This is a genomic window from Pseudomonas sp. P5_109, from assembly GCF_034009455.1.
Taxonomy (GTDB): Bacteria; Pseudomonadota; Gammaproteobacteria; order Pseudomonadales; family Pseudomonadaceae; genus Aquipseudomonas.
This window is the reverse complement of record NZ_CP125380.1, coordinates 676261-701827: the sequence shown is the minus strand read 5'-3', so window position 1 is coordinate 701827 and position 25567 is coordinate 676261. Positions and strand designations below refer to the sequence as shown.

At 60.3% G+C, this 25567-nt stretch carries 24 protein-coding genes and 1 pseudogene; 19 read left to right on the top strand and 6 right to left on the bottom strand.

The genetic code is table 11. From position 1 onward, the window contains the following. Positions 1-41: 41 nt before the first annotated feature. The 6 genes from QMK54_RS03025 to cobG form a co-directional block, all read right to left on the bottom strand. Positions 42-851, bottom strand: coding sequence for a hypothetical protein (locus QMK54_RS03025; protein ID WP_223594017.1), 810 nt, complete (start codon positions 849-851; stop codon positions 42-44). Between the two features lie 152 nt (positions 852-1003). After that, a complete protein-coding gene (locus QMK54_RS03020) occupies positions 1004-1771 on the bottom strand; it encodes a hypothetical protein (RefSeq protein ID WP_320402039.1) in 768 nt (255 codons plus the stop codon). A 236-nt stretch (positions 1772-2007) separates the two neighbouring features. Then, the gene (gene cobJ / locus QMK54_RS03015) at positions 2008-3711 is read right to left on the bottom strand and encodes a precorrin-3B C(17)-methyltransferase (RefSeq protein ID WP_320402038.1); all 1704 of its coding nucleotides are present in this window, start codon (positions 3709-3711) and stop codon (positions 2008-2010) included. Beyond that, positions 3711-4442, bottom strand: a complete 732-nt coding sequence (locus QMK54_RS03010) for a precorrin-2 C(20)-methyltransferase (protein WP_110657399.1) — start codon at positions 4440-4442, stop codon at positions 3711-3713. Before QMK54_RS03010 ends, cobJ begins: the two co-directional genes overlap by 1 nt. Beyond that, on the bottom strand, positions 4442-5068 hold the full coding sequence (locus QMK54_RS03005; protein ID WP_320402037.1) for a precorrin-8X methylmutase: 627 nt from the start codon (positions 5066-5068) through the stop codon (positions 4442-4444). The genes QMK54_RS03010 and QMK54_RS03005 overlap by 1 nt, the downstream gene beginning before the upstream one ends. Beyond that, the gene (gene cobG, locus QMK54_RS03000; RefSeq protein ID WP_320402885.1) at positions 5061-6368 is read right to left on the bottom strand and encodes a precorrin-3B synthase; all 1308 of its coding nucleotides are present in this window, start codon (positions 6366-6368) and stop codon (positions 5061-5063) included. Before cobG ends, QMK54_RS03005 begins: the two co-directional genes overlap by 8 nt. Before the next feature lie 183 nt (positions 6369-6551). Here cobG and cbiE point away from each other — a divergent pair, with 183 nt between their 5' ends. From cbiE to urtE, 19 genes and pseudogenes are all read left to right on the top strand, one after another. Further along, positions 6552-7763: a precorrin-6y C5,15-methyltransferase (decarboxylating) subunit CbiE gene (gene cbiE, locus QMK54_RS02995; protein WP_320402036.1), complete on the top strand. Its 1212-nt coding sequence runs from the start codon at positions 6552-6554 to the stop codon at positions 7761-7763. Continuing rightward, entirely contained in the window at positions 7756-8853 is a 1098-nt protein-coding gene (locus QMK54_RS02990; protein ID WP_110657379.1) for a cobalt-precorrin-5B (C(1))-methyltransferase, read from the top strand. Before cbiE ends, QMK54_RS02990 begins: the two co-directional genes overlap by 8 nt. Continuing rightward, positions 8850-9572 (top strand): cobalt-precorrin-6A reductase, encoded by a 723-nt coding sequence (locus tag QMK54_RS02985; RefSeq protein ID WP_320402035.1) that lies wholly within the window; start codon positions 8850-8852, stop codon positions 9570-9572. The genes QMK54_RS02990 and QMK54_RS02985 overlap by 4 nt, the downstream gene beginning before the upstream one ends. 258 nt (positions 9573-9830) lie before the next feature. Further along, the gene (locus tag QMK54_RS02980) at positions 9831-10229 is read left to right on the top strand and encodes a DUF2946 domain-containing protein (RefSeq protein ID WP_110657383.1); all 399 of its coding nucleotides are present in this window, start codon (positions 9831-9833) and stop codon (positions 10227-10229) included. Between the two features lie 47 nt (positions 10230-10276). Further along, the gene (locus QMK54_RS02975) at positions 10277-10756 is read left to right on the top strand and encodes a copper chaperone PCu(A)C (protein ID WP_320402034.1); all 480 of its coding nucleotides are present in this window, start codon (positions 10277-10279) and stop codon (positions 10754-10756) included. 21 nt (positions 10757-10777) lie between these two features. Further along, positions 10778-11221 carry a DUF2946 domain-containing protein gene (locus tag QMK54_RS02970; RefSeq protein WP_320402033.1) on the top strand — a complete coding sequence of 148 codons (444 nt, stop codon included), beginning with the start codon at positions 10778-10780 and terminating at the stop codon, positions 11219-11221. 192 nt (positions 11222-11413) lie between these two features. Then, on the top strand, positions 11414-13531 hold the full coding sequence (locus QMK54_RS02965) for a TonB-dependent copper receptor (protein WP_110657389.1): 2118 nt from the start codon (positions 11414-11416) through the stop codon (positions 13529-13531). A gap of 110 nt (positions 13532-13641) precedes the next feature. After that, positions 13642-15021, top strand: coding sequence for a PepSY domain-containing protein (locus QMK54_RS02960; protein WP_320402032.1), 1380 nt, complete (start codon positions 13642-13644; stop codon positions 15019-15021). A 162-nt stretch (positions 15022-15183) separates the two neighbouring features. After that, positions 15184-15972, top strand: a complete 789-nt coding sequence (locus tag QMK54_RS02955; RefSeq protein WP_320402031.1) for an ABC transporter ATP-binding protein — start codon at positions 15184-15186, stop codon at positions 15970-15972. After that, on the top strand, positions 15969-16928 hold the full coding sequence (locus QMK54_RS02950) for an ABC transporter substrate-binding protein (RefSeq protein WP_223593994.1): 960 nt from the start codon (positions 15969-15971) through the stop codon (positions 16926-16928). The genes QMK54_RS02955 and QMK54_RS02950 overlap by 4 nt, the downstream gene beginning before the upstream one ends. After that, positions 16925-17935 (top strand): iron ABC transporter permease, encoded by a 1011-nt coding sequence (locus tag QMK54_RS02945; protein ID WP_320402030.1) that lies wholly within the window; start codon positions 16925-16927, stop codon positions 17933-17935. The genes QMK54_RS02950 and QMK54_RS02945 overlap by 4 nt, the downstream gene beginning before the upstream one ends. 200 nt (positions 17936-18135) lie before the next feature. Next, a complete protein-coding gene (locus tag QMK54_RS02940; protein WP_320402029.1) occupies positions 18136-18549 on the top strand; it encodes a hypothetical protein in 414 nt (137 codons plus the stop codon). A gap of 243 nt (positions 18550-18792) precedes the next feature. Then, a pseudogene (locus QMK54_RS02935) lies at positions 18793-18888 on the top strand (transporter substrate-binding protein); the annotation flags it as partial. Positions 18889-19100: 212 nt separating this feature from the next. Further along, the gene (locus QMK54_RS02930) at positions 19101-19523 is read left to right on the top strand and encodes a hypothetical protein (RefSeq protein WP_320402028.1); all 423 of its coding nucleotides are present in this window, start codon (positions 19101-19103) and stop codon (positions 19521-19523) included. 329 nt (positions 19524-19852) lie between these two features. Next, a complete protein-coding gene (gene urtA, locus QMK54_RS02925) occupies positions 19853-21118 on the top strand; it encodes an urea ABC transporter substrate-binding protein (protein WP_320402027.1) in 1266 nt (421 codons plus the stop codon). A gap of 164 nt (positions 21119-21282) precedes the next feature. After that, positions 21283-22785 (top strand): urea ABC transporter permease subunit UrtB, encoded by a 1503-nt coding sequence (gene urtB / locus QMK54_RS02920; RefSeq protein WP_320402026.1) that lies wholly within the window; start codon positions 21283-21285, stop codon positions 22783-22785. Further along, the gene (gene urtC, locus QMK54_RS02915; protein ID WP_110658159.1) at positions 22785-23864 is read left to right on the top strand and encodes an urea ABC transporter permease subunit UrtC; all 1080 of its coding nucleotides are present in this window, start codon (positions 22785-22787) and stop codon (positions 23862-23864) included. The genes urtB and urtC overlap by 1 nt, the downstream gene beginning before the upstream one ends. Next, positions 23861-24730 (top strand): urea ABC transporter ATP-binding protein UrtD, encoded by an 870-nt coding sequence (urtD, locus tag QMK54_RS02910; protein WP_320402025.1) that lies wholly within the window; start codon positions 23861-23863, stop codon positions 24728-24730. The genes urtC and urtD overlap by 4 nt, the downstream gene beginning before the upstream one ends. Before the next feature lie 130 nt (positions 24731-24860). Next, on the top strand, positions 24861-25559 hold the full coding sequence (gene urtE, locus QMK54_RS02905) for an urea ABC transporter ATP-binding subunit UrtE (protein WP_320402024.1): 699 nt from the start codon (positions 24861-24863) through the stop codon (positions 25557-25559). The last annotated feature ends 8 nt before the right edge of the window (positions 25560-25567 follow it).

The following is a 25567-nucleotide window of genomic DNA, read 5'->3' as shown; positions in this document are numbered from 1 at the left end:
CCGTAAAAGGTCAGGTGCAGCGCACCTGACCAGACTGGAAATCAGATACCAAACTCCATTTCCAGACGCTTATCGACAGCCTCATAGAACTTGTTGGCTGCATCCTCCTTCCTCTCGGTATAGTCATCGGCATGGATGCTGAAAACACCCTTGGATTGAAACAACCTGCCAGATGAAGAGGTCTTGTCAAAGAAAGCGATCTTGGTATTTCCGGACGTGGTGTAATAACTGATAGCGCTCATCACCAGGCTGACTTCACCATCGCTATCCTGTGCACAGCTTGCGAGACCGAAGTTTGCGCCATCGCCTTTCTTGCCGTTATTTTCATAGAGCTTCAATGCTTCTTTATTGGCTTGCAGACCTTCGATCGCCTTTTCCGCCCCTAGCTTCAAGATAGGTCCTAGACCACCGCCAAGACCGCCTATCATCGATTTGGCAATGTCCAGCACCAGGTTGGACATTAGCAGGCCGCTCGCCGACTCCTGGTAATTGATCGTCGGGTTGCCGAACATGGTCCAGCCCATGACCCGCATCCCTTTAAGCATGTGTTCCCAGCGTTGAACCTGATCTTGCTCGTTGGGAAACTTGATCTGCGCAGACAGGTCGGCAAACAAAAAGGTTCGCTTTATGATTGTTTTATTGCGGGAACTCATGCCCACGGGTAACGAAACCATCGTGGAGTTTAGAATTGCCGCATTCAACTTATCGGTATCAATAACCCCGCCGGCGGCACGGCGAACTCGTCCACCGGAGTTCTGCTGCTGAATGACAGGCAAAGTTTCATTCAGACTTTCCTCGATAAACTCCAGACATTGCGCTTCGTTCATTTCTACTGCAGTAATATTAGTCATTTTGAATATCCATATAATGTATTAAAAGAGCCAATCCCGGCCCAAAACCAAAGCTAATCAATTCACAACTGAGTGTCAATACCGGCCAAATTTAAAAACGACACACAACAAATCACAACAACCACTACTTACAAAATAGCGGCAACGTGCTTTCAAAGCCTTAGCTCGATTTCGGCCATATCGTTTTCCTCGAGGACAGCCTCCAATTCCTGTTTCGTTTCCGCGTAAGCGTTTCTGTCGAGATAAAAGCTTCGGTAATTATGCTGCAACTCGGCCTCACCCTTCTGCCAACTGACAAACAGGAAACTCTCGGTTTTTCGCTTGACGTTCAACCGCGCATGATTAAGCTCCATCGTCAGTCTCCCCTTACTATCACGCCCTGCTGGTGCAACTTGAAAGGATTTGCCGTACAGCGTAGCTCCGGCATAAGCCGTCAGCCCACGAGAGTCAGATTCCAGCGCCTTGAATGCCGCTATACTGTTGGTCAGCATGGGTTCGTTACCCAGTTGCCGAACCGTTTCAATCATTTTCCCGGAAACTGTACTGGACAGGTCCTTATAAACTTTTTCACCCGGATGTCGATCCGAATACCATCCAAAATGATTAAGCGTTCTCGCGTAGCGATTCAGCCAATCGCCAAGACCAAGTTCCTCATTTTCGTATGTATCACACAGCAGACTGGCAATCTTGATGCTGTTCTTGATTTCTTTCTTTTCTTCCCGGCTCAAGCCTGCCATACAGCCCAGCAGCGTTCTGCCAATCAACATCGCACTTTGCGCTCGATCATCATATGCCCCGACGTTATCGCCAACGGCAAACTTCCTGATCTTGCCTGAACGCTGGACACGAAGAAGGTCCATACTCAGAATAAACTCAAGGCGTTGTTCAAGATTAGGGATAACAGAAAAATCAAAATCCATATTTATTGCTCTCCACTAACACATATTGCACACCCTATCGAAACAACGAAATTCCCGACATATAAAAACATACGCCAAGAAATCGTTATCAACAGGCACACCACACAATATCAAAACAGCCACTTATAAATACTTTCAATATTTAAACTTATATTTCCAGAAAAAAACCCACAAACCAGAAACTTGTTGATGCAGGATTCTTCGCAAAAAAAACGCCTCCAAAGAGGCGTCTTGATTCAGGAAGCGGGTTTGTCGCCATACCAACGCGGCGTGTAGACCCATTCGCCCCCCCCAGGACGAGGGAAAGAGCAGGTGGTGGACGAGCCGATCAGCACCATGGTGCGCATGTCAACCTGATCCGGGGTCAACTGCCCCAGCGTCGTAACGCGCAAGGTCTGGCCCGGACGACCAATGTCCCGACCCAGGACCACTGGTGTTTCAGGCGCGCGATGCTCGGCGACTATCTCTAACGCCCTCCCTAACTGCCACGGCCGTGAACGGGAGATCGGGTTGTAGAAGGCCAGGGCCAGATCGGCTTGAGCGGCCAAATCCAGGCGTTTCTCGATAATCGACCAAGGCTTGAGGTTATCCGAGAGCGACAGCACACAGAAGTCATGCCCCAGCGGTGCGCCGGCCTGGGCAGCCGTCGCCAGCGAGGCGGAAACTCCCGGCAAAATCTCGAGATCGACGTTGTGCCAATGGACGTCAGTGGATTCGTGCAGCGCCTCCAGCACCGCCGCGGCCATGGCAAAAACCCCCGGATCCCCCGAAGAAACCACCACCACCGAACGTCCCTGGGCCGCCAGTTCGAAAGCGTGACGGGCGCGCTGCATCTCTTCGCGGTTGTCGGTGCAATGCAGCACCTGATCGGCGCGAAACGGCCCAGCCATGCGCACGTAGGTTTCGTAGCCCAATACATCGTTGGCGCGGGCCAGCTCCGCCTTCACTGCCGGCACCATCAGTTCAGCAGCGCCCGGCCCAAGGCCGATCACCGCCAACCGTCCACGAGGCCGGCCAATCTGCAACGAGTCCAGCGGCTGCTCTGCTATCGCAATGGCAACGGTGTCGTTACCAAGCAGGGAAACAGGTTGACCCACGGCAGTACGCAGACGTTCGCCAAGGACCTTCCCAGTCTGGCCAAAGCGCAACGGCACGCCCAACTCAAGCGCCGCTTCACGCAGCGCCGGACTGGCCATTTCGGTATCGGCGGCCAACAGACAGGCCAGCGACTGCACGGCGATTTTGGCCTGATGCAATACCTCGCGAACTACCACCGCTACGTTAACCAGACCAACCTCAACAGCGACCACCACATTGCGCGGGTAGATCAACAGTTCATTGGCTGCGGGTGCCCGTTCGGCATGACTGACGTGCACCGCCAATCGGGCCTGCGCATCTTCAGGCAACTGCGCCTGCGCCAGCCACGGGGCCTTACCCTCAATGCGCACCGTTTCCCCGGCGAGCAAATCGGAAACGAAACGCTTGCCCAGTTCCAGATCGCCCAAGGCATAGCCGCTGGGCGGATTGAGCAGGCAGGTGCCAAAACGCAACTCGCCGCTGGTGGTGATCGCCGCAGCGACTTCAAGCGTGGCGGCAATCTCGCGCGCCATCACATTCACCCCACCGAGACCGCCTAGCAGTGGAACCACGGCGCTGCCGTCTTCGGCCACCGCCAATACCGGTGGTTCGGCGCCTTTTTCCAGCAACAAGGGCGCCAGCGTGCGAATCACGATCCCGGCCGCGCACAGGGCAATGATCGGTGTGCCCTGTTGATAGAGCTCGCGCAGGGTCGCGCCGAATTCGTGATAGACCCGATCCGCGCCTTCGACCCGTTCGGCCAGGCCAAGGATCTGGGCTTCGGGGTACACCTGCTGAATACGGCGCGCGGTCGCGAGGCTGCCATTGCCAAGAATGACAATCGCCGGAACTGGACGGGTCATCAGCCTTGCCACCTTTCGCCGGGAACGATGATCAACGAGAAATACGGCGAGGACATCGGCTCGACCTGATCCAGCGGCACGATCTTCTGATTGGCCATGGTCGCGCGTTCGACGTACAGCGCACGCTCGGCCAGACCGAGTTCTTCCAGCACCTGGCGAACCTTGGGAAAGTTGCGCCCCAGTTTCATGACGACGGCCGCATCGGCATCGGCCAGGCGACGCTTGAGTTCGTCATGCGGCAACACACCGGACAGCACCGACAAACTCTGATTGCGATACACCAGCGGTGCACCGAGCACCGAGGCACCACCCAGCATGGAGCACACACCGGGCACGACTTCAGCCTGATAACGCTCGGCGAGCCGGTCGTGCAGGTACATGTAGGAGCCGTAGAAAAACGGATCGCCCTCACAGATCACCGCCACATCGCGGCCGGCATCCAGATGCGCCGCCAGCTCTTGCGCAGCGTCATCATAAAAGTCGCTGATCACTTGCTCGTAGGACAACGGCGCCGGCAAGGCTTCGGTGGTCACCGGGTACACCAGTGGCAACAGATTCTGTGCTTCCTGCAGATGCGCTTCGATGATGCCGAAGGCGTTGCCTTTCTTGCCCTTGGCGACGAAGTACGCCACTACAGGCGACTCGCGCAGCAACCGCAGCGCCTTGACTGTAATCAGTTCCGGATCACCAGGGCCGACGCCGAGACCGATCAAACGTCCAGGTTGCTGCATCATTCGATCTCCGTGGCGAGGGCATTGACAGCGGCGGCGGCCATGGCGCTACCGCCCAGCCGGCCTTGCATGATGACAAAAGGCACGCCGCGGCTGTCAGCCGCCAGCGCAGCCTTGGATTCGGCGGCGCCGACAAAGCCCACTGGAAAACCGAGGATCAGCGCCGGCTTCGGCGCACCGGCGTCGAGCATTTCCAGCAGGTAAAACAGCGCCGTCGGAGCGTTGCCTATGACCACTACACTGCCTTCCAGATGTGGACGCCACAGCTCCAACGCTGCGGCTGAGCGGGTATTGCCCAATTCACGGGCCAGTTCCGGAACGCTCTCGTCGCGCAAGGTGCAGATCACCGCATTGTTCGCCGGCAGGCGCGCGCGGGTCACACCTTCGGAGACCATCCGCGCATCGCACAAAATCGGCGCGCCGGCCGCCAGCGCATCACGCCCGGCCTTGCCCGCCCCTTCGGAAAACTGCAAACCGTCGATGGCCTCGACCATGCCGCAGGCGTGAATCACACGAACGGCGAGTTTCTCCAGATCGGCCGGAATGCGCTCGAGGTTGGCCTCGGCGCGAATGATCGCGAAGGAGTTGCGATAGATCTCCTGACCGTCGCGGATGTAATCAAGCATCAAGGGGGCTCCGTGAGCGGGCGTCGAGCAAGGTCGCGACCGCTTCAATAGTAAGGTTGTGTGCGTGCAGCACGCCGAAACCCGGCTGCGCTGCATCGCGAAAATAGAGATCGTAGTGGCCGGGGGCAACGGCCAACAGTGTGACGGGCGCGGTATGTGCGGCAGCGCAGGAACGCGGACAGCCACTCAGGTGTATGTTCAGCGCCGGTCCATGGCGGTGCAGCAGCGCGGCCAGTTTCAGGGCATCGCCCTTGGTCTCGGCCAGGCCTTTACCACAGCCGTTTGAGCCGGTGCAGGCGATCAACCGGGACAAGGGTTGATCGGCTTCGCACTGCAAGCCCAGACATTGCAATTGCCGAATGACCTCAGCGGCGTTTTTCGCGCGGACGTTGGGCAGCAGCAGGCTTTGCCAGGGCGTGAAGCGCAGACTGGAATCACCGAACTCGCGTGCCAGTTGTGCCACACCGCGCAGCATCGTCGGATCGAGCCGCCCCAACGGCGGGACAGCCCCTACATAGACAACACCAGGCTCGGCCTGGGGATGTGCGCCAATGTGCAAATCAGCGCCACCCGAAACCCGCTGCCAATCGACGACCGCTTGCAGCGATACACGCCCAGCCAACCGAAGCAGAAGGCCCTCGACCGAGTACTCGGCCAGCAAATGACGCATACGCGTCTGCTCGGGACGCGCCAGTTCAAGGAACAATTCCAGGACCGCCACCACCAGCGCGTGCCCGTCAGCGAGAGCAATCGAAGCGGCGGGTCTGTCCGTCGGGCACCCCGCCAAACCAAACGCCAGCCGCTGCTCGCCGTTTTGCGCAAACGCAGAGAGCCACAGGTCATGGGGATGTTCGAGCATCGCCAGGTCTTCACCGCCATCCAGCTGCACGGCGAACTTGGCACTGAGATCGTGAAAAGCTTCGTGGCTTTGCAATGTGGCGAGGATCTGCCCGGCCAGCGGGCGAGTGTCGAACAGCATGCGTCGATCGATCCCGGCACCGGGGCTGAGCATCAGGTTGCGTACATCGTCGCCCGCCGCGTTTTGCGGTCCCAGATCGGCGGCCAGCAGGTTGTCGATCAACGCCGTTTGCTCGCTGACGATGCCGCGGATCTGCAGGTTGGCCCGATTGGTCGCCTCGATCGCTCCGCTGGCGAAATGCTCCGCCGCCAACGCCACGGCCTCGGCCTGGTCGCTGTTGATCGAGCCACCGTTCAACTTGATCCGGCAAATGCCGCCATCCAGTGCCGGGACAATACGCAACAACCCCGGACAGGCCGAGGGACGTAAGGCAGTGGACAGCGGACGTTGGTTCAAGGCGGACCCGTTCAGGTGGCGAGGCGATTCACGGCGAAAGTGCGCGGTATTATGCCTGCTTTACTTCGCTGCATGAAAAGACTCCGGTCGGGAAGAGAAGGCAGTCAGCTCAAGGAACCCGCGCTATCATGCCGCCCTACAAGGTTGAACGCGTGATAGAGGAACGGCATGGCACCCTGGCTGACGGTAGTAGGCATCGGCGAAGACGGTTTCAAGGGCCTGGGCAAGAACGCCCGGCATGCGCTGTTGCGCGCCTCGAAAATCTTCGGCGGCCAAAGGCATCTGGATTTGCTCCCGCCGTGCATACGCGGCGAGCGCCAGCCGTGGCCAAGTCCTTTCTCCCTTGAGTCGCTGCTGGCACACCGTGGCGAACCCGTTTGCGTGCTGGCCAGCGGCGATCCGATGTTCTTCGGCGTCGGCGCCAGCCTCGCCCGGCAACTCCCCGCGGCCGAAATGCTGACGCTTCCCGCGCCGTCCTCCTGCTCACTGGCCGCAGCGCGAATGGGTTGGCCCCTGCAGGATGTGGTCACTCTGTCGGTGGTGGCCCGGCCTGTCGCCGCACTCAACGCCCACCTGTCCAGCGGCGTGCGCTTGCTGGTATTGAGCAACGACGGCCGCAGTCCCGCCGCCATCGCTGCACTGTTGCGCGAACGTGGCTTCGGCCCTAGCCGCCTCACCGTGCTGGAGCACCTGGGCGGGGAAGCCGAGCGGCGTGTCGACGGTATCGCCAGCGGCTGGAACGATCCGCTGATCGCCGACTTGAACCTGATCGCCATCGAGTGCATCGCCGAGCCGAACACGCTACGCCTGTCGCGACTGGCCGGCCTGCCGGACTCGGCCTTCCAACACGACGGCCAACTGACTAAACGCGATGTGCGCGCCATCACCCTCGCGCGCCTGGCCCCAGTCCCCGGCGAGTTGTTGTGGGACGTCGGTGCCGGCAGCGGCTCGATTGGCATCGAATGGATGCGCGCTCACCCAAGTTGTCGCGCGCTGGCCATCGAAGCCGATGCGGGCCGACAAGCGTTGATCGAACACAACCGCGATGCCCTCGGCGTTCCCGGCCTGCAACTGGTTCGCGGCAGCGCGCCACAGGCATTGGCCGGGCTGGAGCGGCCGGATGCGATTTTCATCGGTGGCGGTGTCACCCGCGAAGGCGTGCTCGATACCTGCTGGGCCGAACTCAAGCCCGGCGGCCGGTTGATTGCCAACGCGGTCACCCTGCAAAGTGAAATGACCCTGATGACCTGGCGCGAGCAACATGGCGGGGAGTTGACCCGCATTCATATCGCGCAGGCACAACCGCTGGGCGACTTCGACACCTGGCGCCAGGCCTTGCCGATTACCTTGCTGGACGTGACGAAACCCTTCGATGCGTGACGAAACCGCCGAACAACCCGCCCCCCTGCGCAGTGGCCTGACCACCGGAAGTTGCGCCACGGCTACCAGCCTCGCCGCCGCGCGCCTGCTGCTGGATGGCACATCGGCCGATGCAGTGGAAATCGTGCTGCCCAAAGGCAAGCAGGTGCAGATGCGCCTGGAATTCTGTCGCCTCACCGGGGACGGCGCCGAAGCGGGAACCCTCAAGGATGCCGGTGACGATCCCGACGTGACCCACGGCGCCCTGCTCTACTCCCAGGTGCGCCTGAGCCCCGAGCCGGGGACTCGCTTCCATGCCGGCCGCGGCGTGGGCACCGTGACCCGGCCCGGGCTGGTGCTGGGTGTCGGCGAGCCCGCGATCAACCCGGTGCCACGCAAAATGATCAGCGAACACTTGGCCCGTCTGGCCGACGAACTCGGCTACAGCGGTGGTTTCGAGGTCACGGTCAATGTCGAGGACGGCGAGGCACTGGCACTGAAAACCATGAACCCGCGCCTGGGCATTCTTGGTGGCCTGTCGATCCTTGGCACCAGCGGCATCGTCCGGCCATTTTCCTGCGCGGCCTACATCGCCTCGATCCATCAGGGGATCGACGTGGCGAAAACCAACGGTTACCTGCACATCGCCGCCTGCACCGGCAATGCCAGCGAAGACACCATGCGCCGGGTCTACAACCTGCCGGAAATCGCCCTGATCGAAATGGGCGACTTCGTTGGCGCCGTGCTCAAGCACCTGCGCAAAGTCCCTGTGGATAAACTCAGCCTGTGCGGTGGTTTCGGCAAGATCAGCAAACTGGCGGCCGGGCATATGGATCTGCACAGTCGCCATTCGAGTATCGATCTGCCGCAACTGGCGCTATGGGCAGCGCAGGTCGGCGCCGATGCGGCGTTGCAGCAGAGCATCCGCGAGGCCAACACCAGCCAGCAGGCATTGGCCATGGCCGCCGCCGCCGGGGTCGCCCTGGGTGATGCAGTCTGTCAGCACGCCCTGGATTTTGCCCGCAGCGTGGTGCCGACTCAGGTCCAGGTGGAAGTCTTTGCCATCGATCGCCAGGGCGGGATTGTCGGCCATGCGGGAGCTTTTCAATGAAGCGCATCCTGTTGCTCGGCGGTGTGACCGAAGCCATGGCGATTGCCCGCACGCTGGGACCGCAGCATATCTACAGCCTGGCCGGGGTCGGTCGGGTGCCGACCGATCTGCAATGCCAGGTTCGTGTCGGCGGCTACGGCGGTGCCGAGGGCCTGGCGCAATTCATTCGCGATGAAGGGATCGATCTGCTGCTCGACGCCACTCACCCCTACGCCGCCCAGATCAGCCAGAACGCCGCGACTGCCGCGCACTTGAGCGGCGTTCCCTGCTGGGCGCTACGGCGTCCGGCCTGGCAAGCCCAGGTGGGAGACGACTGGCGGGAAGTCGCCGATTGGGGCGAACTGATCGAAGCCCTGAAGCTTTTCCGCCGGCCGCTGTTCACCCTCGGTCGCGAGCCCCTGCAACACCTGGATGAAATTCCCCCGGAGCAATTCTGGACCCTGCGCGCACTGGACGTGTATCCGGGCAACGAGCGCTGCGAAGTGATCGGCGCACGGGGGCCTTTCCTGATTGACGATGAACGTGAGCTGTTCGAACGGCGAAACATCGACGTGCTGATCAGCAAAAACAGCGGCAGCACGGCGACCGAGCCGAAGCTGGAAGTGGCGCGTGAGCGTGGTCTGCCGGTGATTGTATTGAAACGGCCGACGTTGCCTGGGGTTGATCGGGAGTTTGAAAGGGTGACAGAAATCCTGACCGCCTTGTCGCTCTTCGACTGATCTTGATCCCTACCCGCCGAGATTTTTCTTACGGCTCTTTCGGAGCACGCCGATTATCCATTCCCGGATTCCAACCCTATAGTCCGGCGGAATCTGAACAAAGCTCAAGCACTACTGGCACTTTGAAATTCACGACTATCATTAAAGCTACGAAAGGATCGCGCTGCGACACCACACCGCACGTCGCCTTTTTACTTATCGGCCCTGATCAGGCTAAATAGCCCGCGCCTGATCGCCCACCCAAACGGATTTTGTCCCATGTCCCGACAACGGCTCGCAATTGCCTGGATAGCCTGCTTCGCAGTGCTGTTCAACCTGCTCGCCATGCCGATGTCCGGAGCGATGGCGCAAACGGCGAAGTCATCCGCCGAGCAATTGTTGTGGGGTAGCTTCTGCAGCTCCAGCGGCACCAGGATGGTGGCGATTTCCATCGGCGACCTTGAACAGAAAGCCCCGCAAAACGACGATCATTCCAACATGCAGCATTGCTGGTGCTGCTCGGGTTCGGCGCCATTGGTGGCGTTGCCAGGGCATACGCCACAGATGTATTTCGCGCACTTCGAGTCCAACCGAAGCCTGCCTGCGACCTCTCTCCAAAGCCCGTCACCGCGCCAGCAATGGCCGAGTCTCAACCCCCGCGCGTCCCCTCTGGTGTGATTTTTTCTCGCAATTGACCTGCGTTTAAATCGTTCCGGAGAACTGCCATGTTGAACAAATTCATCGTTCTGGCCGCGTTGCTGCTGCCTGCCTGCTTTGCCAATGCCCACGAATACAAGGTCGGCGCACTGGAAATCGCTCATCCGTGGTCCCAGGAATTGCCACCCAATGCGCCTACCGTCGCGGCGTATTTCGTGATCGACAATAAAGGCCAGACCGCGGACCGCCTGCTCAGCGTCGACACCCCCATTGCCGGCGAAGCGCAATTGCATGAGCACCTGATGCAAGGCGACGTGATGAAAATGCAGCACGTACCGAGCGTGGAAGTGCCCGCCGGTGGCGAGGTCACTTTCGCCCCGATGGCCTATCACGTGATGTTGCTTGGCCTCAAGGACCGCAGCCTGCTGGTTGATGGCAAGCGCTTCCCGATGACGCTGCACTTCGAGAAGGCCGGTAATGTAACGGTCGAAGTCGCGGTGCAGAAGCAGGCGCCGGACAGCATGCAAGCGCACGTGCACAATCCGTAATCGCCTGAGCTGAAAACGCCCATGCGCCCGCTTAGCGCCAGGTCATCCAGGTCGCGCAATCAGGCATTGAGTCTGACACGCGGCAGCTGGATCAGCCTGTTCGCCATGCTGATGATCTTTATCGGTCCGCTGATTTCCCAGTCGATGCCGATGGATTCGCGCACCATGTCGATGACCATGCCAGTGGGTATGAGCATGGACATGTCGGCGATGGAGCATGCCGACCATGGCACGCAAGCCACTGCCGAGCATTGCCCGCCAGCCCCGGGGCACCACGTGCTGTGGGAAAAGTGCGGCTATTGCAGCCTGCTGTTCAATTGCCCGGCACTGACCGGTGGCGTGTCTTTCGCCAACTTCGTCATCCCGCCCGTCAACACCTTCACCACACCCTCTCCGCGCCTGGGCCATGCCCGGCAAACCTTCTTCCCCGGCGCCCGCACCCGCGCCCCGCCCGTCGTCGCGTAAACACTCACATCTGATTTCACACGGTCCGCAAGACAGCCACAGCAACCTGTGGGAGCGGGCTTGCTCGGGAAAGCGGTGTGCCAGGCGACATCTGTGTTGACTGACACGCCCTCTTCGCGAGCAAGCCCGCTACTACAGGGAATTGCGCAGGCTGTCGGCCGTGTCGTTTACGACTGTTCGATGGAAATTGTCATGTCCAGCTTTTCTGCTGTCCCGTGCTTGAGCCCTGCCCAAGCCTCTTATGCCCTGAACGAATCCGGCGTTCGTTTCAGGCACGCCACCGCGATTTTGTGCGGTGCTTTGCTGGCGCCCTCTGCGCTCGCCGATGAACATGCCGGTCATAGTGAAGAATTGAGCCCGACGGTGATTACCGCCATTGCGCCCAGCTCACCCTTGACCATCGTCACCAATCCCAAGGACCCGCGCCAACCGGTGCCGGCCAGCGACGGCGCCGACTACCTGAAAACCATCCCCGGCTTCGCCATGGTGCGCAATGGCGGCACCAACGGCGATCCGGTGCTGCGCGGCATGTTCGGTTCGCGGCTGAACATCCTCACCAACGGCAGCATGATGCTCGGTGCCTGTCCGGGCCGGATGGATGCCCCGACCTCGTACATCTCGCCGGAAACCTACGACAAGCTCACCGTGATCAAAGGCCCGCAAACCGTGTTGTGGGGGCCGGGTTCTTCGGCCGGCACCATCCTGTTCGAGCGCGAGCCGGAGCACTTCGGCGAACTTGGCACACGGGTCAACGCCAGCGTGCTGGCCGGCTCCTACGGCCGTTTTGACAAACTGGTGGACGCCGCAGCCGGCGGCCAGTCGGGTTACATACGGGTCATCGGCAACACCGCGCACTCCGACGACTATCAGGACGGCAACAACGACACCGTGGCGTCGCGCTATGAAAAATGGAACGGCGATGTGGCACTAGGCTGGACGCCGAATGCCGACACCTTGCTGGAACTGACCGCCGGCCGTGGCGACGGTGATGCCCGGTACGCCGGCCGCGGCATGGATGGTGCGCAATTCCTGCGCGAAAGCCTCGGCTTGCGTTTCGAGCAGTCCAACATCGGCGAGGTACTGGATAAGGTCGAAGCGCAGGTCTACTACAACTACGCCGACCACGTGATGGACAACTACACCCTGCGCACGCCGTCCGGCACCGGAATGATGGCCGGCCCCATGGCCTCCAACGTCGACCGCCGCACCCTCGGTGCACGGGTCAAGGCCACCTGGCGTTGGGCTGATGTGCAGCTGGTCAGCGGCATCGACGCGCAGACCAACGAACATCGTCAGCGCAGCGCCATGGGCGTCGACACCTACAAGGACCTGCCGTACACCAAGGATGCCGACTTCCATAACTACGGTGTGTTCGGCGAACTGACCTGGTACGCCGCCGACCGTGACCGCTTGATCAGCGGCGCACGCCTGGACCGCGCCTCGGCCAAGGATTATCGGCAAACCACCGGCTCGGGCATGATGACCCGCCCGAACCCGACCGCCGACGACACCCGCGCCGATACCCTGCCGAGCGGCTTCATCCGCTACGAGCACGACCTGGCCGATAGCCCGACCACGCTGTATGCCGGCCTCGGTCACACCCAGCGGTTCCCGGATTACTGGGAGCTGTTTTCACCCAACTCCGGCCCCGCCGGCTCAGTGAATGCCTTCGATTCGATCAAGCCGGAAAAAACCACCCAGCTCGATTTCGGTCTGCAATACAAGACCGAAACCCTCGAAGCCTGGGCCTCGGCTTACGTCGGGCAGGTACGCGACTACATCCTGTTCAACTACACCCCGACGATGATGGGCATGACCTCGCAAGCCGAGAACACCGACGCGCGAATCATGGGCGGCGAACTGGGCGCCGCTTACAACTTCACCGACAACTGGAAAGCCGACGCGACCCTGGCCTACGCCTGGGGAAAGAACAGCAGCGATGGCAGTGCATTGCCGCAGATGCCGCCGCTGGATGCCCGTTTCGGCCTGACCTACAGCGAAGACAACTGGAGCGCCGGCGCACTGTGGAGAGTGGTCGCCGCGCAAAACCGCATCGACCAGAACAAGGGCAACGTGGTCGGCAAGGACTTCGACAAGACGCCGGGCTTCGGCGTGTTCTCCCTCAACGGTGCCTATCGGATCAACAGCAACTGGAAGGTCAGCAGCGGCGTCGACAACCTGTTCGGCAAGGCGTACGCCGAGCACTTGAACCTGGCCGGCAACGCCGGTTTCGGCTACCCCGCCAATGACCCGCAAGCCATCAAGGAACCGGGGCGCACGCTCTGGACCAAGGTGGACATGAGCTTCTAAAAGCTTCGCGAGCAAGCTCGCTCCTACAGGGGAGCGGGTTTGCCCGCGATCGGTTGCAAGGCAACCGCAAAACAAACAACTAAAAGATCCAGCCAAGCGGAGCACACGTGATGAAACAGCCCAAAGTGAATTTCTACAACCTGGCCTGGCGCTGGCATTTCTATGCCGGATTGTTCGTGGCGCCCTTCATGGTGATGCTGGCCCTGACCGGCACCATCTACCTGTTCAAACCGCAACTCGACTCGTTGATGTACAGCAGCCTGCTCAACGTCCCGGCCGGGCATCACACCGTGCCGGCCGACGACCTGCTGACGCGGGTGAAAACGGCTTATCCACAAGGCCAGGTCACCCAATACCTGCCGCCGGTCAACGCCGAGCGCAGCGCACAGTTTGTCGTGCTCAACGATGGCAAGGAGCTGAATGTTTTCGTCGACCCTTACCACGGCGATATCCTCGGCGAGCAAGACGCCAAGAAGAACCTGCAAGCCATTGCCCGTGCGATTCACGGCGAACTGATGATCGGCACCGTGGGTGATCGACTGATCGAACTGGCCGCCGGTTGGGGCGTGGTGCTGGTGGTGTCCGGCATCTTCCTGTGGTGGCCGCGCGGTCAGGCGGCAGGCATCTTGTGGCCACGCCTGAACAGTCGTGGTCGCGTATTGTGGCGCGACCTGCACGCGGTCACCGGGTTCTGGGGCGCGTCCCTGCTGCTGGTGATGCTGCTCAGCGGCATGACCTGGACCGGCTTCTGGGGCAAGCAATACGCCGAAGTGTGGAACGTGTTTCCGGCAGCCATGTGGGATGACGTGCCGAAGTCCGATATCGAGGCGCGCAGCCTCAACACCGCGACCCGCCAGACCGTGCCGTGGGCCATGGAAAACACGCCGATGCCGATGTCCGGCGACCACGCCGAACACATGGCCCACGACGGTGCATCGGCCGGCCCGGCCGCGCCGACAATCCGCCTGCAAGACGTGCAAAACATCGCCAGCGAGCGCAAGGTCGAACCGGGTTACAGCATCACCCTGCCGACCACCGCGACCGGGGTGTTCACCATCGCCGTGTTCGCTGACGACCCGCGCAATGACGCCACGCTGCACATCGATCAATACACCGGCAAGGTCCTGGCCGATGTTCGTTTCGAGCACTACGGCACCGTCGCCCGCGCCACGGAAATCGGTGTGATGCTGCACGAAGGCAAAATGTTCGGCACGCTCAATCAGATCATCGTACTGCTGATCTGCCTGATGATCCTGCTCAGTGCCGTCAGCGGTGTGGTGATCTGGTGGAAGCGTCGCCCGCAAGGAAAACTCGGCGTACCGCCACTGCGCCACGACCTGCCGAAATGGAAAACCGCCATGGTGATCATGTTCGCCCTGGCGGTGGCCTTCCCGTTGGTGGGGGCTTCGCTGGTGGTGGTGTGGGTGCTGGATCGCGTGCTGTTGTCGCGTTTTACCCGGCAGACTGAGAGCGCCTCATCTTCATCATGAAACAGGCGAGATGCGTACAGGGGTCAGCAATGTAGACTTCCCCCGCGTTTCACCCTTATGGGCCCCATCGCTGGCAAGCCAGCTCCTACAGAATTCGCACGAACCCTGTAGGAGCTGGCTTGCCAGCGATGAGGCCATCAGCATCACCTCAAGAGTCACTGCATGACCTCGCTGAACCTCACAAACCTGACCTGGACCCCACTGGGACACGGCCATTGCCACCACCAATTCCAGCTGCGTGATGCCTCGCTACACGTAGCCGCCGGTGAGTTCGTCGGGCTGATCGGCCCCAACGGCAGTGGCAAGACCAGCCTGTTGCGCTGTGCCTGGCGCTTCAGTAAACCGGAAAGCGGCGAGGCCAGGCTCGATCACCAGAACGTCTGGAAACAGTCCTCGCGTTGGTGCGCACAACGCATCGCCGTGGTCTTGCAGGAGTTCCCCGACGCCTTCGGCCTCACCGTCGAGGAAGTGGTTGCCATGGGCCGCACACCGCACAAAAGATTGTTCGATGGCGACACGCTTGAGGACTCGAAACTCATTCATCAGGCCCTGGAATCGGTCGGCCTCAAGGGGTTCGAAGACCACGGCTTCGCCACCCTCTCCGGAGGCGAGAAACAGCGGGTGATCCTCGCCCGCGCCCTGGCCCAGCAGCCACAGTTGCTGATCCTCGACGAGCCGACCAATCACCTCGATCCACGCTATCAGCTGGAGCTGTTGCAGTTGGTCAAGCGCTTGCACATCGGCACCCTGGCGAGCATCCACGACCTCAACCTGGCCGCGGCTTTTTGTGATCGGCTGTACGTGATCAACCATGGCCGTATCGTCGCCAGCGGCACACCGAAGGAAGTCCTGACGGCTGCATTGCTGCGCAATGTGTTTGGTGTCGAAGCGTTGATCGATGAACATCCGCTGCACGGCTACCCACGAATTACCTGGATAACCCAATCATGACTTTGCGTTCCCTGCTGCGCTCCTGCCTCTCTCTCGTGATGCTGCTGGGCAGCGCTCAAGCCTTGGCCGAAGCCACCCATTACCCGCTGACCATCAAAAGCTGCAACCGCGAAGTGACCTTCAAGCAGGCACCGCAACACGCCCTCAGCCACGACATCAACATGACCCAGATGATGCTCGCCCTCGGCCTCAAGCCCCGGATGGCCGGCTACAGCGGCATCAGTGGCTGGAAGGCCGTGACACCCCAGATGCAGGGCATTCTCGAAGGCCTGCCGGAGCTGGCGGCCAAGTACCCGTCGGTGGAGACCCTGCTCAATGCCAACGTCGATTTTCTCTTCGCCGGTTGGGACTACGGCATGCGCATCGGCGGCGACCTCACGCCGCAAACCCTGCAACCGCTGGGCATCAATGTGTATGAGCTGAGCGAATCCTGCGCCTTCGTGATGAAGCGCCCGCCGGCCAGCCTCGAAGACACCTACAACGACCTGCGCAACCTCGGCAGAATCTTCGACGTGCAGGATCGCGCCAACGCCCTGATCGCCAACATGCAGGCGCAAGTGGCGGACATTGGCAAAGACCTGCCCGCGGAAAAACCACGGGTCTTCCTGTATGACAGCGGCGAAGACCGGGCCATGACCTCAGGCCGTCTAGGTATGCCACAGGCGCTGATCGACGCCGCAGGCGGGCGCAATATTCTGGAGGATGTCGACGCGAGCTGGACCCGGGTCAACTGGGAAACCGTGGTCGAGCACAATCCGCAGGTGATCGTGATCGTCGACTACAGCGAAATCACCGCCGAACAGAAGATTCAATTCCTGCTGGCCAACAAAGCCCTGCAATCGGTGGACGCGATCAAGCAGCGGCGCTTCATCGTCATCCCTTACGTACAAGCCACGCCGGGGATCGATAACGTGCTGGCGGTCGCAACCCTGGCCAAGGGCTTCCACGGCGAATGATCAACCGTCGCTACGCCTTGTTGTTGATTGCCCTCGCTGCGCTGTTGCTGGTGTCATGCGTGGTGTCCCTGGGTTTCGGCCCGGCACGGGTGCCGCTGGATGTGGTGTGGCGCATCCTGTTGCACAAACTGTTCGGTTTCGCTGTGCCGGACTGGAACCCCGGACAAGAGCACATCGTCTGGCTGATCCGCGTCCCGCGCATGCTGCTCGGCGCGCTGGTGGGCGCCGGCCTGGCGTTGATCGGCGCAGTGCTGCAAGCGGTGACGCGCAATCCGCTGGCGGACCCGCACTTGCTCGGCGTCACCTCCGGCGCGACGTTGGGCGCGGTGATCGTGGTGCTGCATGTCGGGGAAATCGCTGGCTTGCTGACCTTGCCCATCGCGGCTTTTATCGGTGCATTGCTGAGCATGCTGGTGGTGTTGATGATCGCCAGCCGCCACGGTCGCCTCGACAGTGATCGGCTGTTGCTGTGCGGCGTGGCGGTGTCGTTCGTGATGATGGCGATGGCCAATCTGCTGCTGTTCATGGGCGACCATCGAGCCAGTTCGGCGGTGATGTTCTGGATGCTCGGCGGACTCGGGCTGGCACGCTGGGAATTGCTGGCGGTACCGACAGCCAGTGTGTTGCTCGGGCTGGTTTTACTGCTGGGCATGGCGCGACCGTTGAATGCGCTGATGGCCGGTGAGCAGACGGCGGTGACCCTCGGCCTGAATACGCGCACCGTGCGCCTGCGAGTGTTTTTGATCGCGTCATTGATGACCGGCGTGCTCGTGTCGATCAGCGGTTCGATCGGATTTGTCGGGTTGATGGTGCCGCATATCGCACGGCGCCTGGTCGGGGCCGAACACCGAAGAGTGCTGCCGGTGTGCGTGGTGCTCGGCAGTCTGTTTCTGGTCTGGGTCGACGTCGCAGCACGGACGCTGATCGCCCCCGAAGACTTGCCCATCGGTGTTGCCACTGCGGCGATTGGCGGGTTGTTTTTCATCGGCTTGATTCGCCGTCGTTAAAGCCAAGTTTAATTAAAGCAAAGTTAAAAACTGCAGTTATGCCTGGAAAAACCTCGTATTGAGTTAGCGCTTAACAAACTCACTGCCACGGCCATACTCTGCCTCCGCAAGTTTGAACAATAAAACACTCACACACTTCAATGACAATTATTCCTACACTTAAATCGTCATAACTCCCACAAAAGCGGAAAGAGGTAACTATGCTCAAGAAATTCATCGTATCCCTTGCACTTGTTTCAGCGCCCGCATGGGCAGTGCAGCCACCCTTTATTGGCGTTGACTACAGCGGCCAATATCATTGCACCGGACAAGACAGCGACATCGGTGCTGTCCTCGACATGAAGCTCAATGCCGAACAAAGTACCGGCCATCATGGCGCCTATGATTTTACCCTGACGCTGCCCAACAACGCCTGGTTTAACGGGTTTGCTGCCGCCAACTTGAGTACGCTGGCAACTTATTTTGCCCATTCGGATCCGTCGATCAAGGATTACGGCGTCGGGATTGCGAAAATTGGTACAACTTCTGACGGGAAAATTTCATTTACCCAATACTATTACACCCCGGAGTACGAAGGTCGCGGCCATGGTTTTCAAACCTGCATTAAAAGCTAAGCTAATGCGCCGCTGACCTTGTGGGAGTAGGCTTGCTCGCGAACGCGGTGTTTCAGTTGCCACTTATGTTGTCTGACACACCCGCTCCCACAATTGATCGATGTTACTCGCCCCAATCTGGCGCACCTCTTCGCACCAACGCGCCAGACGCGATCCTTCATGGTGCGCCAGCAAACCGCTCAACCTTTCTAGAACGACACTTCCATGCCTTTTGCCGACCGGGCACAGCCCTTGCGAAACACGGTCGTGGCGTTCTCGGTGGACGAGGAAGAACTGCGCGGCATCGATACCAAGCCATGGGTGGGCAACCTTGCGGCTTGGAACTACTTCGAATCGGTCGTGCGACGTCGTTAACGCCATTTTTAATTAAAAAGTTTCAAGACTGCATTTACGCCTGGAAAAACCTCGCATTGAGTTAACGCTTAAAAAGTTAACCATCATGTTCATACTCCGCACTCGCGAGTTCAACTATAAAACGCTCGCGCACTTCAATGGCGATTATTCCTACAATTTAATCGCCACAATTCTTACAAGAGCGGAAAGAGGTAAGCATGCTCAAGAAACTCATCGCATCCATTGCACTTGTTTCAGCGCCCGCATGGGCAGTGCAGCCACCCTTTACTGGCGTTGATTACAGTGGCCGGTATCAATGCACCGGAGTGGACAGCCATATCGGTCCGTTTGAAGGTGTTGTAGAGATGAAGCTCAATGCCAAACAGAGTACCGGTGAACACGGTGCCTACGGTTTTACCCTGACGTTGCTCGACAATTCCCGGTATGACGGATTCGCTGCCGCCAATTTGAGTTCCCTGGCGATTTACTTTGCCCATACGGATCCGTCCCTCAAGGATTACGGTGTCGGGATTGCGAAAATTGCTACAACTTCTGACGGAAAAACTTCATTCACCAAATACTATTACGGCCCGGAGTACGAAGGGGGCGGCCATGGTTTTGAAACCTGCATCAAAAGCTGAGTTGATGCGCCGCTGACCTTGTGGGAGCGGGCTTGCTCGCGAATGCGGTGTTTCAGTTACCATTTATGTTGTCTGACACACCCTCTTCGCGAGCAAGCCCGCTCCCACAGTTGATTTTTGTTGCCCACAAACTCTTCGCCCCAATCTGGCGCAACTCTGCGCACCAACGCGCCGGACGCGATCCTTCATGGTGCGCCTTCAAACTGTTCAACCGCTCTAAAACGACGTTTCCCTGCCTTTTGCCGACCGGGCACAGCCCTTGCAAAACACACCTTCAGTAGTCCGCATCTGCCAACCAAGAAAACTCATAAGTTCATGGAGATCGCACAATGAAGCGTCGCAGTTTGATCAAGGCTTTCACTCTCTCGGCATCCATTGCCGCTATGGGCATGACCTGGACTGTCCAGGCCGCCGAGACCATCAAGGTCGGTATTCTGCATTCGTTGTCCGGGACCATGGCAATCTCAGAAACGTCGTTGAAAGACATGGCGTTGATGACCATTGACGAGATCAACGCCAAGGGCGGCGTCAACGGCAGGATGCTCGAGCCGGTTGTGGTCGACCCGGCCTCGAACTGGCCACTGTTCGCCGAAAAGGGCCGCCAGTTGCTGACCCAGGACAAAGTCGCCGTGGTGTTTGGTTGCTGGACCTCGGTGTCGCGCAAATCGGTATTGCCGGTATTCGAAGAACTCAACGGCTTGCTGTTCTACCCGGTGCAATACGAAGGTGAAGAAATGTCGCCAAACGTGTTCTACACCGGCGCCGCGCCGAACCAGCAAGCGATCCCTGCCGTTGAATACTTGATGAGCGAAGAAGGCGGCAGCGCCAAGCGCTACTTCCTGCTCGGCACCGATTACGTCTACCCGCGCACCACCAACAAGATCCTGCGTTCGTTCCTGCATTCCAAAGGCGTGGCCGACAAGGACATCGAAGAGGTCTACACGCCGTTCGGTCACAGCGACTATCAAACCATCGTCGCCAACATCAAGAAGTTCTCGGCCGGTGGCAAGACCGCGGTCATCTCCACCGTCAACGGCGATTCCAACGTGCCGTTCTATAAGGAGCTGGCCAACCAGGGCCTGAAGGCCACCGACGTTCCGGTCGTGGCGTTCTCGGTCGGTGAAGAAGAACTGCGTGGCATCGATACCAAGCCACTGGTGGGCAACCTCGCGGCATGGAACTACTTCGAATCGGTGGAGAACCCGGTCAACAAGAAGTTCGTCGACGACTGGAAGGCCTACGCGAAGAAACACAACCTGCCGGGCGCCGACAAAGCGGTGACCAACGACCCGATGGAAGCCACTTACGTCGGTATCCACATGTGGGCGCAAGCGGCGGAAAAAGCCAAATCCACCGACGTCGACAAAGTCCGCGAAGCCCTGGCCGGCCAGACCTTTGCCGCGCCGTCCGGCTACACCCTGACCATGGACAAGACCAATCACCACCTGCACAAGCCGGTGATGATCGGCGAGATCCAGTCTGACGGTCAGTTCAACGTGGTGTGGCAGACCGAAGGGCCGATCCGCGCCCAGCCGTGGAGCCCCTTCATCCCGGGCAACGACAAGAAGCCGGAGTATGCGGTGAAGAGCAACTAAGCCCCGCGATGTCGGGCCCGGACACTCCCGCCGGGCCCGACACAACACCTGTAGGAGCTGGCTTGCCAGCGATGCAAACGATTCGGTGCACCTGATGCACCGAGCTGATGCCTTCGCCGGCAAGCCGGCTCCTACAGGGTCCGCGCATGACCAGGACGTTAGACATGCCCACCGCCCTTTACCGCTTCATTTTCGCCATCGCCCTGCTGTTGCCGATGGCCACCCACGCCGGCGACGCCGAAGACTTCGTCGCCGCCAATCCCGTGCAGCAAGCCAGGCTGCTGGAGTCTTGGGCCGCGCAGCCCGATCCGGCCCGTATCGAGTTGATCAACGCCCTGCAGCAAGGCGAACTGACCATCGATGGCCAACCGAAAACCCTGCGCCTGAACAACCGTCTGCGGGGTCTGATCGATACGGCCCTGGCCAGTCATCAATTACTCGCTGTCGATGCCAGGATCCGACTGGCCGCCGCCCAGCAATTGCAGAAAAGCGCCAAGCCGGCGCAGTTGAAATTCCTCGATCAGCAACTCGCTGGTGAGCACGACGAAGGTGTCCACGCAGCATTGAGCCTCGCCTTGGCCAACCTGCAACTGGTGGACGCAGACCCGGCCGTGCGCCTCGCTGCTGTGCGCCTGCTCGGCGAAACCGGTGATCCGCTGGCCCGCACTCGCCTCGAAAGCTTGCTCGATCCAGGGGTCGAAACCGACGCCAACGTGCGCACCGCTGCCGAGACCAGCCTCGCCCAGGTCAAACGCAAACTGCTGATCGGCGAGATGCTCGGCCAGGCCTTCAGTGGCATGTCACTGGGCTCGATCCTGCTGCTCGCCGCCCTGGGACTGGCGATCACCTTCGGCCTGCTGGGCGTGATCAACATGGCCCACGGCGAGATGCTGATGCTCGGTGCCTACTCGACCTACGTGGTGCAACTGATGTTCCAGCGCTTCGCCCCGCAGGCGATCGAGTTCTATCCGCTGATCGCGCTGCCGGTGGCGTTTTTCGTCACCGCGGCCATCGGCATGGCGTTGGAGCGCACGGTGATTCGCCACCTCTACGGCCGTCCACTGGAAACCCTGCTCGCCACCTGGGGCATCAGCCTGATGCTGATCCAGCTGGTGCGCCTGGTGTTCGGCGCGCAGAACGTCGAAGTGGCCAACCCGGCGTGGCTGTCGGGCGGGATTCAGGTGCTGCCCAACCTCGTGCTGCCGTACAACCGCATCGTCATCATTGCTTTTGCCCTGTTTGTGGTGGTGCTTACGTGGCTGCTGCTGAACAAGACCCGCCTGGGTCTGAACGTGCGTGCAGTCACGCAGAACCGCAACATGGCGGCCTGCTGCGGCGTGCCCACCGGGCGTGTGGACATGCTCGCCTTCGGCCTCGGCTCGGGCATTGCCGGCCTCGGTGGCGTGGCCCTGAGCCAGATCGGCAACGTCGGCCCGGACCTCGGCCAGAGCTACATCATCGACTCGTTCCTGGTGGTGGTGCTCGGCGGTGTCGGCCAATTGGCCGGTAGCGTGCTGGCCGCATTCGGTCTAGGCATCGCCAACAAGATTCTCGAGCCGCAGATCGGTGCCGTGCTCGGCAAAATCCTCATCCTCGCGCTGATCATTCTGTTCATCCAGAAACGTCCGCAAGGCCTCTTCGCGCTCAAAGGACGGGTGATCGACTGATGAACCAGCCCCTGATGCTCACGGCCACGCAAAAGGCCGGCCCGAAAGTCACGATTGCCGTCGGTGTGGTGATCCTCGTTCTGTTGCTGGCGCTGCCACTGCTGTCGCTGTTACCGGCGGACAGTACGCTGCACGTCTCCGCCTACACGCTGACGCTGGTGGGCAAGATTCTTTGCTACGCCATCGTCGCCCTGGCGCTCGATCTGGTCTGGGGTTATGCCGGCCTGCTGTCCCTCGGTCACGGCCTGTTCTTCGCCCTCGGTGGTTATGCCATGGGCATGTACCTGATGCGCCAGGCCTCGGGCGATGGCTTGCCGGCGTTCATGACGTTCCTGTCGTGGACCGAGCTGCCGTGGTTCTGGACCGGCACCAGCAGCTTCCTCTGGACCTTGTGCCTGGTGGTACTGGCGCCGGGGTTGCTGGCGTTGGTGTTCGGGTTCTTCGCCTTCCGTTCGCGGATCAAGGGCGTGTATTTCTCGATCATGACCCAGGCCCTGACCTTCGCCGGCATGCTGCTGTTCTTCCGCAACGAAACCGGCTTCGGCGGCAACAACGGCTTCACCAATTTCCGCACGATTCTTGGTTTTGGCATCACCGAACCGGGCACCCGCGCGGTGCTGTTTTTCGCCACGGTGCTGTTGCTGGTGGCGAGCCTGTACATCGGCTGGCGCCTGGCGCAAAGCAAATTCGGCCGGGTGTTGACCGCGCTGCGCGATGCGGAGAACCGCCTGATGTTCTGCGGCTATGACCCGCGCGGATTCAAGTTGTTTGTCTGGGTCTTGAGCGCGGTGTTGTGCGGCCTGGCCGGTGCGCTGTACGTGCCGCAAGTGGGGATCATCAACCCGAGCGAGATGTCGCCGACCAACTCTATCGAAGCAGCCGTCTGGGTCGCGCTTGGCGGTCGCGGCACCTTGATCGGTCCGTTGCTCGGTGCCGGTGTGGTCAACGGCATGAAGAGCTGGTTCACCGTGGCGTTCCCCGAGTACTGGCTGTTCTTCCTCGGCGCGCTGTTCATCGTCGTGACCCTGTATTTGCCCAAGGGCGTGATCGGCCTGTTGAAGAAAAGAGGTGAGCAATGAGAGTCACTGCAACCGCTGAATTCATGCTCGAACCGGCGTTCTTTCCTGTGGAACCGAACAAGGACGCCGGCAGCAGCCGCGATGCCATCGGTCTCGGCCAACGCGTCGGGCCAGGCCTGAACACGCGCCACGGCACCATCCTGACGCTGGAAGACATCAGCGTCAGCTTCGACGGTTTCCGCGCGCTGAACAATCTGAACCTGTACATCGGCGTCGGTGAGTTGCGCTGCATCATCGGCCCCAATGGTGCGGGCAAGACCACGCTGATGGACGTGATCACCGGCAAGACCCGTCCCAGTCACGGCAAGGCCTGGTTCGGCGAAACCCTGGACCTGACGCAAATGAGCGAAGTGCAGATCGCCCAGGCCGGTATCGGTCGCAAGTTCCAGAAGCCGACAGTGTTCGAAGCCTTGAGCGTGTTCGAGAACCTGGAACTGGCGCAGAAAACCGACAAATCGGTGTGGGCCAGTCTGCGGGCACGCTTGAACGGCGAACAGAAAGACCGCATCGCCGAAGTGCTGGAGACCATTCGCCTGACCTCGTCGGTCAATCGCCCGGCCGGCCTGCTGTCCCACGGGCAGAAGCAGTTCCTGGAGATCGGCATGTTGTTGATGCAGGACCCGCAATTGCTGCTGCTCGACGAACCGGTCGCGGGCATGACCGACGCCGAGACCGAGTTCACCGCCGAACTGTTCAAGCGCCTGGCTGGCAAGCACTCGCTGATGGTGGTGGAACACGACATGGGCTTCGTCGGCTCGATTGCCGACCACGTCACGGTGCTCCATCAGGGCAGCGTGCTGGCGGAAGGATCGCTGGAGCAGGTGCAGGACAACGAGCGGGTGATCGAGGTTTATCTCGGTCGTTAATCTGCAAATACATACCCCCTGTAGGAGCCGGCTTGCTGGCGATAGCGGTGGGTCAGGCAATATTGATGGTGGCTGGTACGCCGCCATCGCCAGCAAGCCGGCTCCTACAGAGGCGGAGAGGAATTCGAACATGCTGCAAGTCGAAAAACTGCACCAGTACTACGGCGGTAGCCACATCCTGCGCGGCCTGACGTTTGACGTGAAGGTCGGCGAAGTCACCTGCCTGCTCGGCCGCAACGGCGTGGGCAAGACCACCCTGCTCAAATGCCTTATGGGCCTGTTGCCGGCCAAGGAAGGCGCGGTGAACTGGGAAGGCAAACCGATCACCACGTTCAAGCCGCACCAACGCGTGCATGCCGGCATCGCCTACGTGCCGCAAGGCCGGGAAATCTTCGGCCGCCTGACCGTGGAAGAAAACCTGCTGATGGGACTTTCACGTTTCCCGGGCAGCGAAGCCAAGGTAGTGCCGGCGTTCATCTACGAATTGTTCCCGGTGCTGCTACAAATGAAACAGCGGCGCGGCGGCGATCTGTCCGGTGGCCAGCAACAGCAATTGGCGATTGGCCGAGCGCTGGCCAGCCGCCCTCGCCTGTTGATCCTCGACGAGCCCACCGAAGGCATCCAGCCGTCGGTGATCAAAGAGATCGGCGCCGTGATCAAGAAGCTCGCGGCCCGGGGCGATATGGCGATTTTACTGGTGGAGCAGTTCTACGACTTCGCCGCCGAACTGGCCGATCAATACCTGGTGATGTCCCGGGGCGAGATCGTGCAACAGGGCCGCGGTGAAAACATGGAAGCCGAGGGTGTGCGCGGGTTGGTCACGATCTGAGCCGTTAT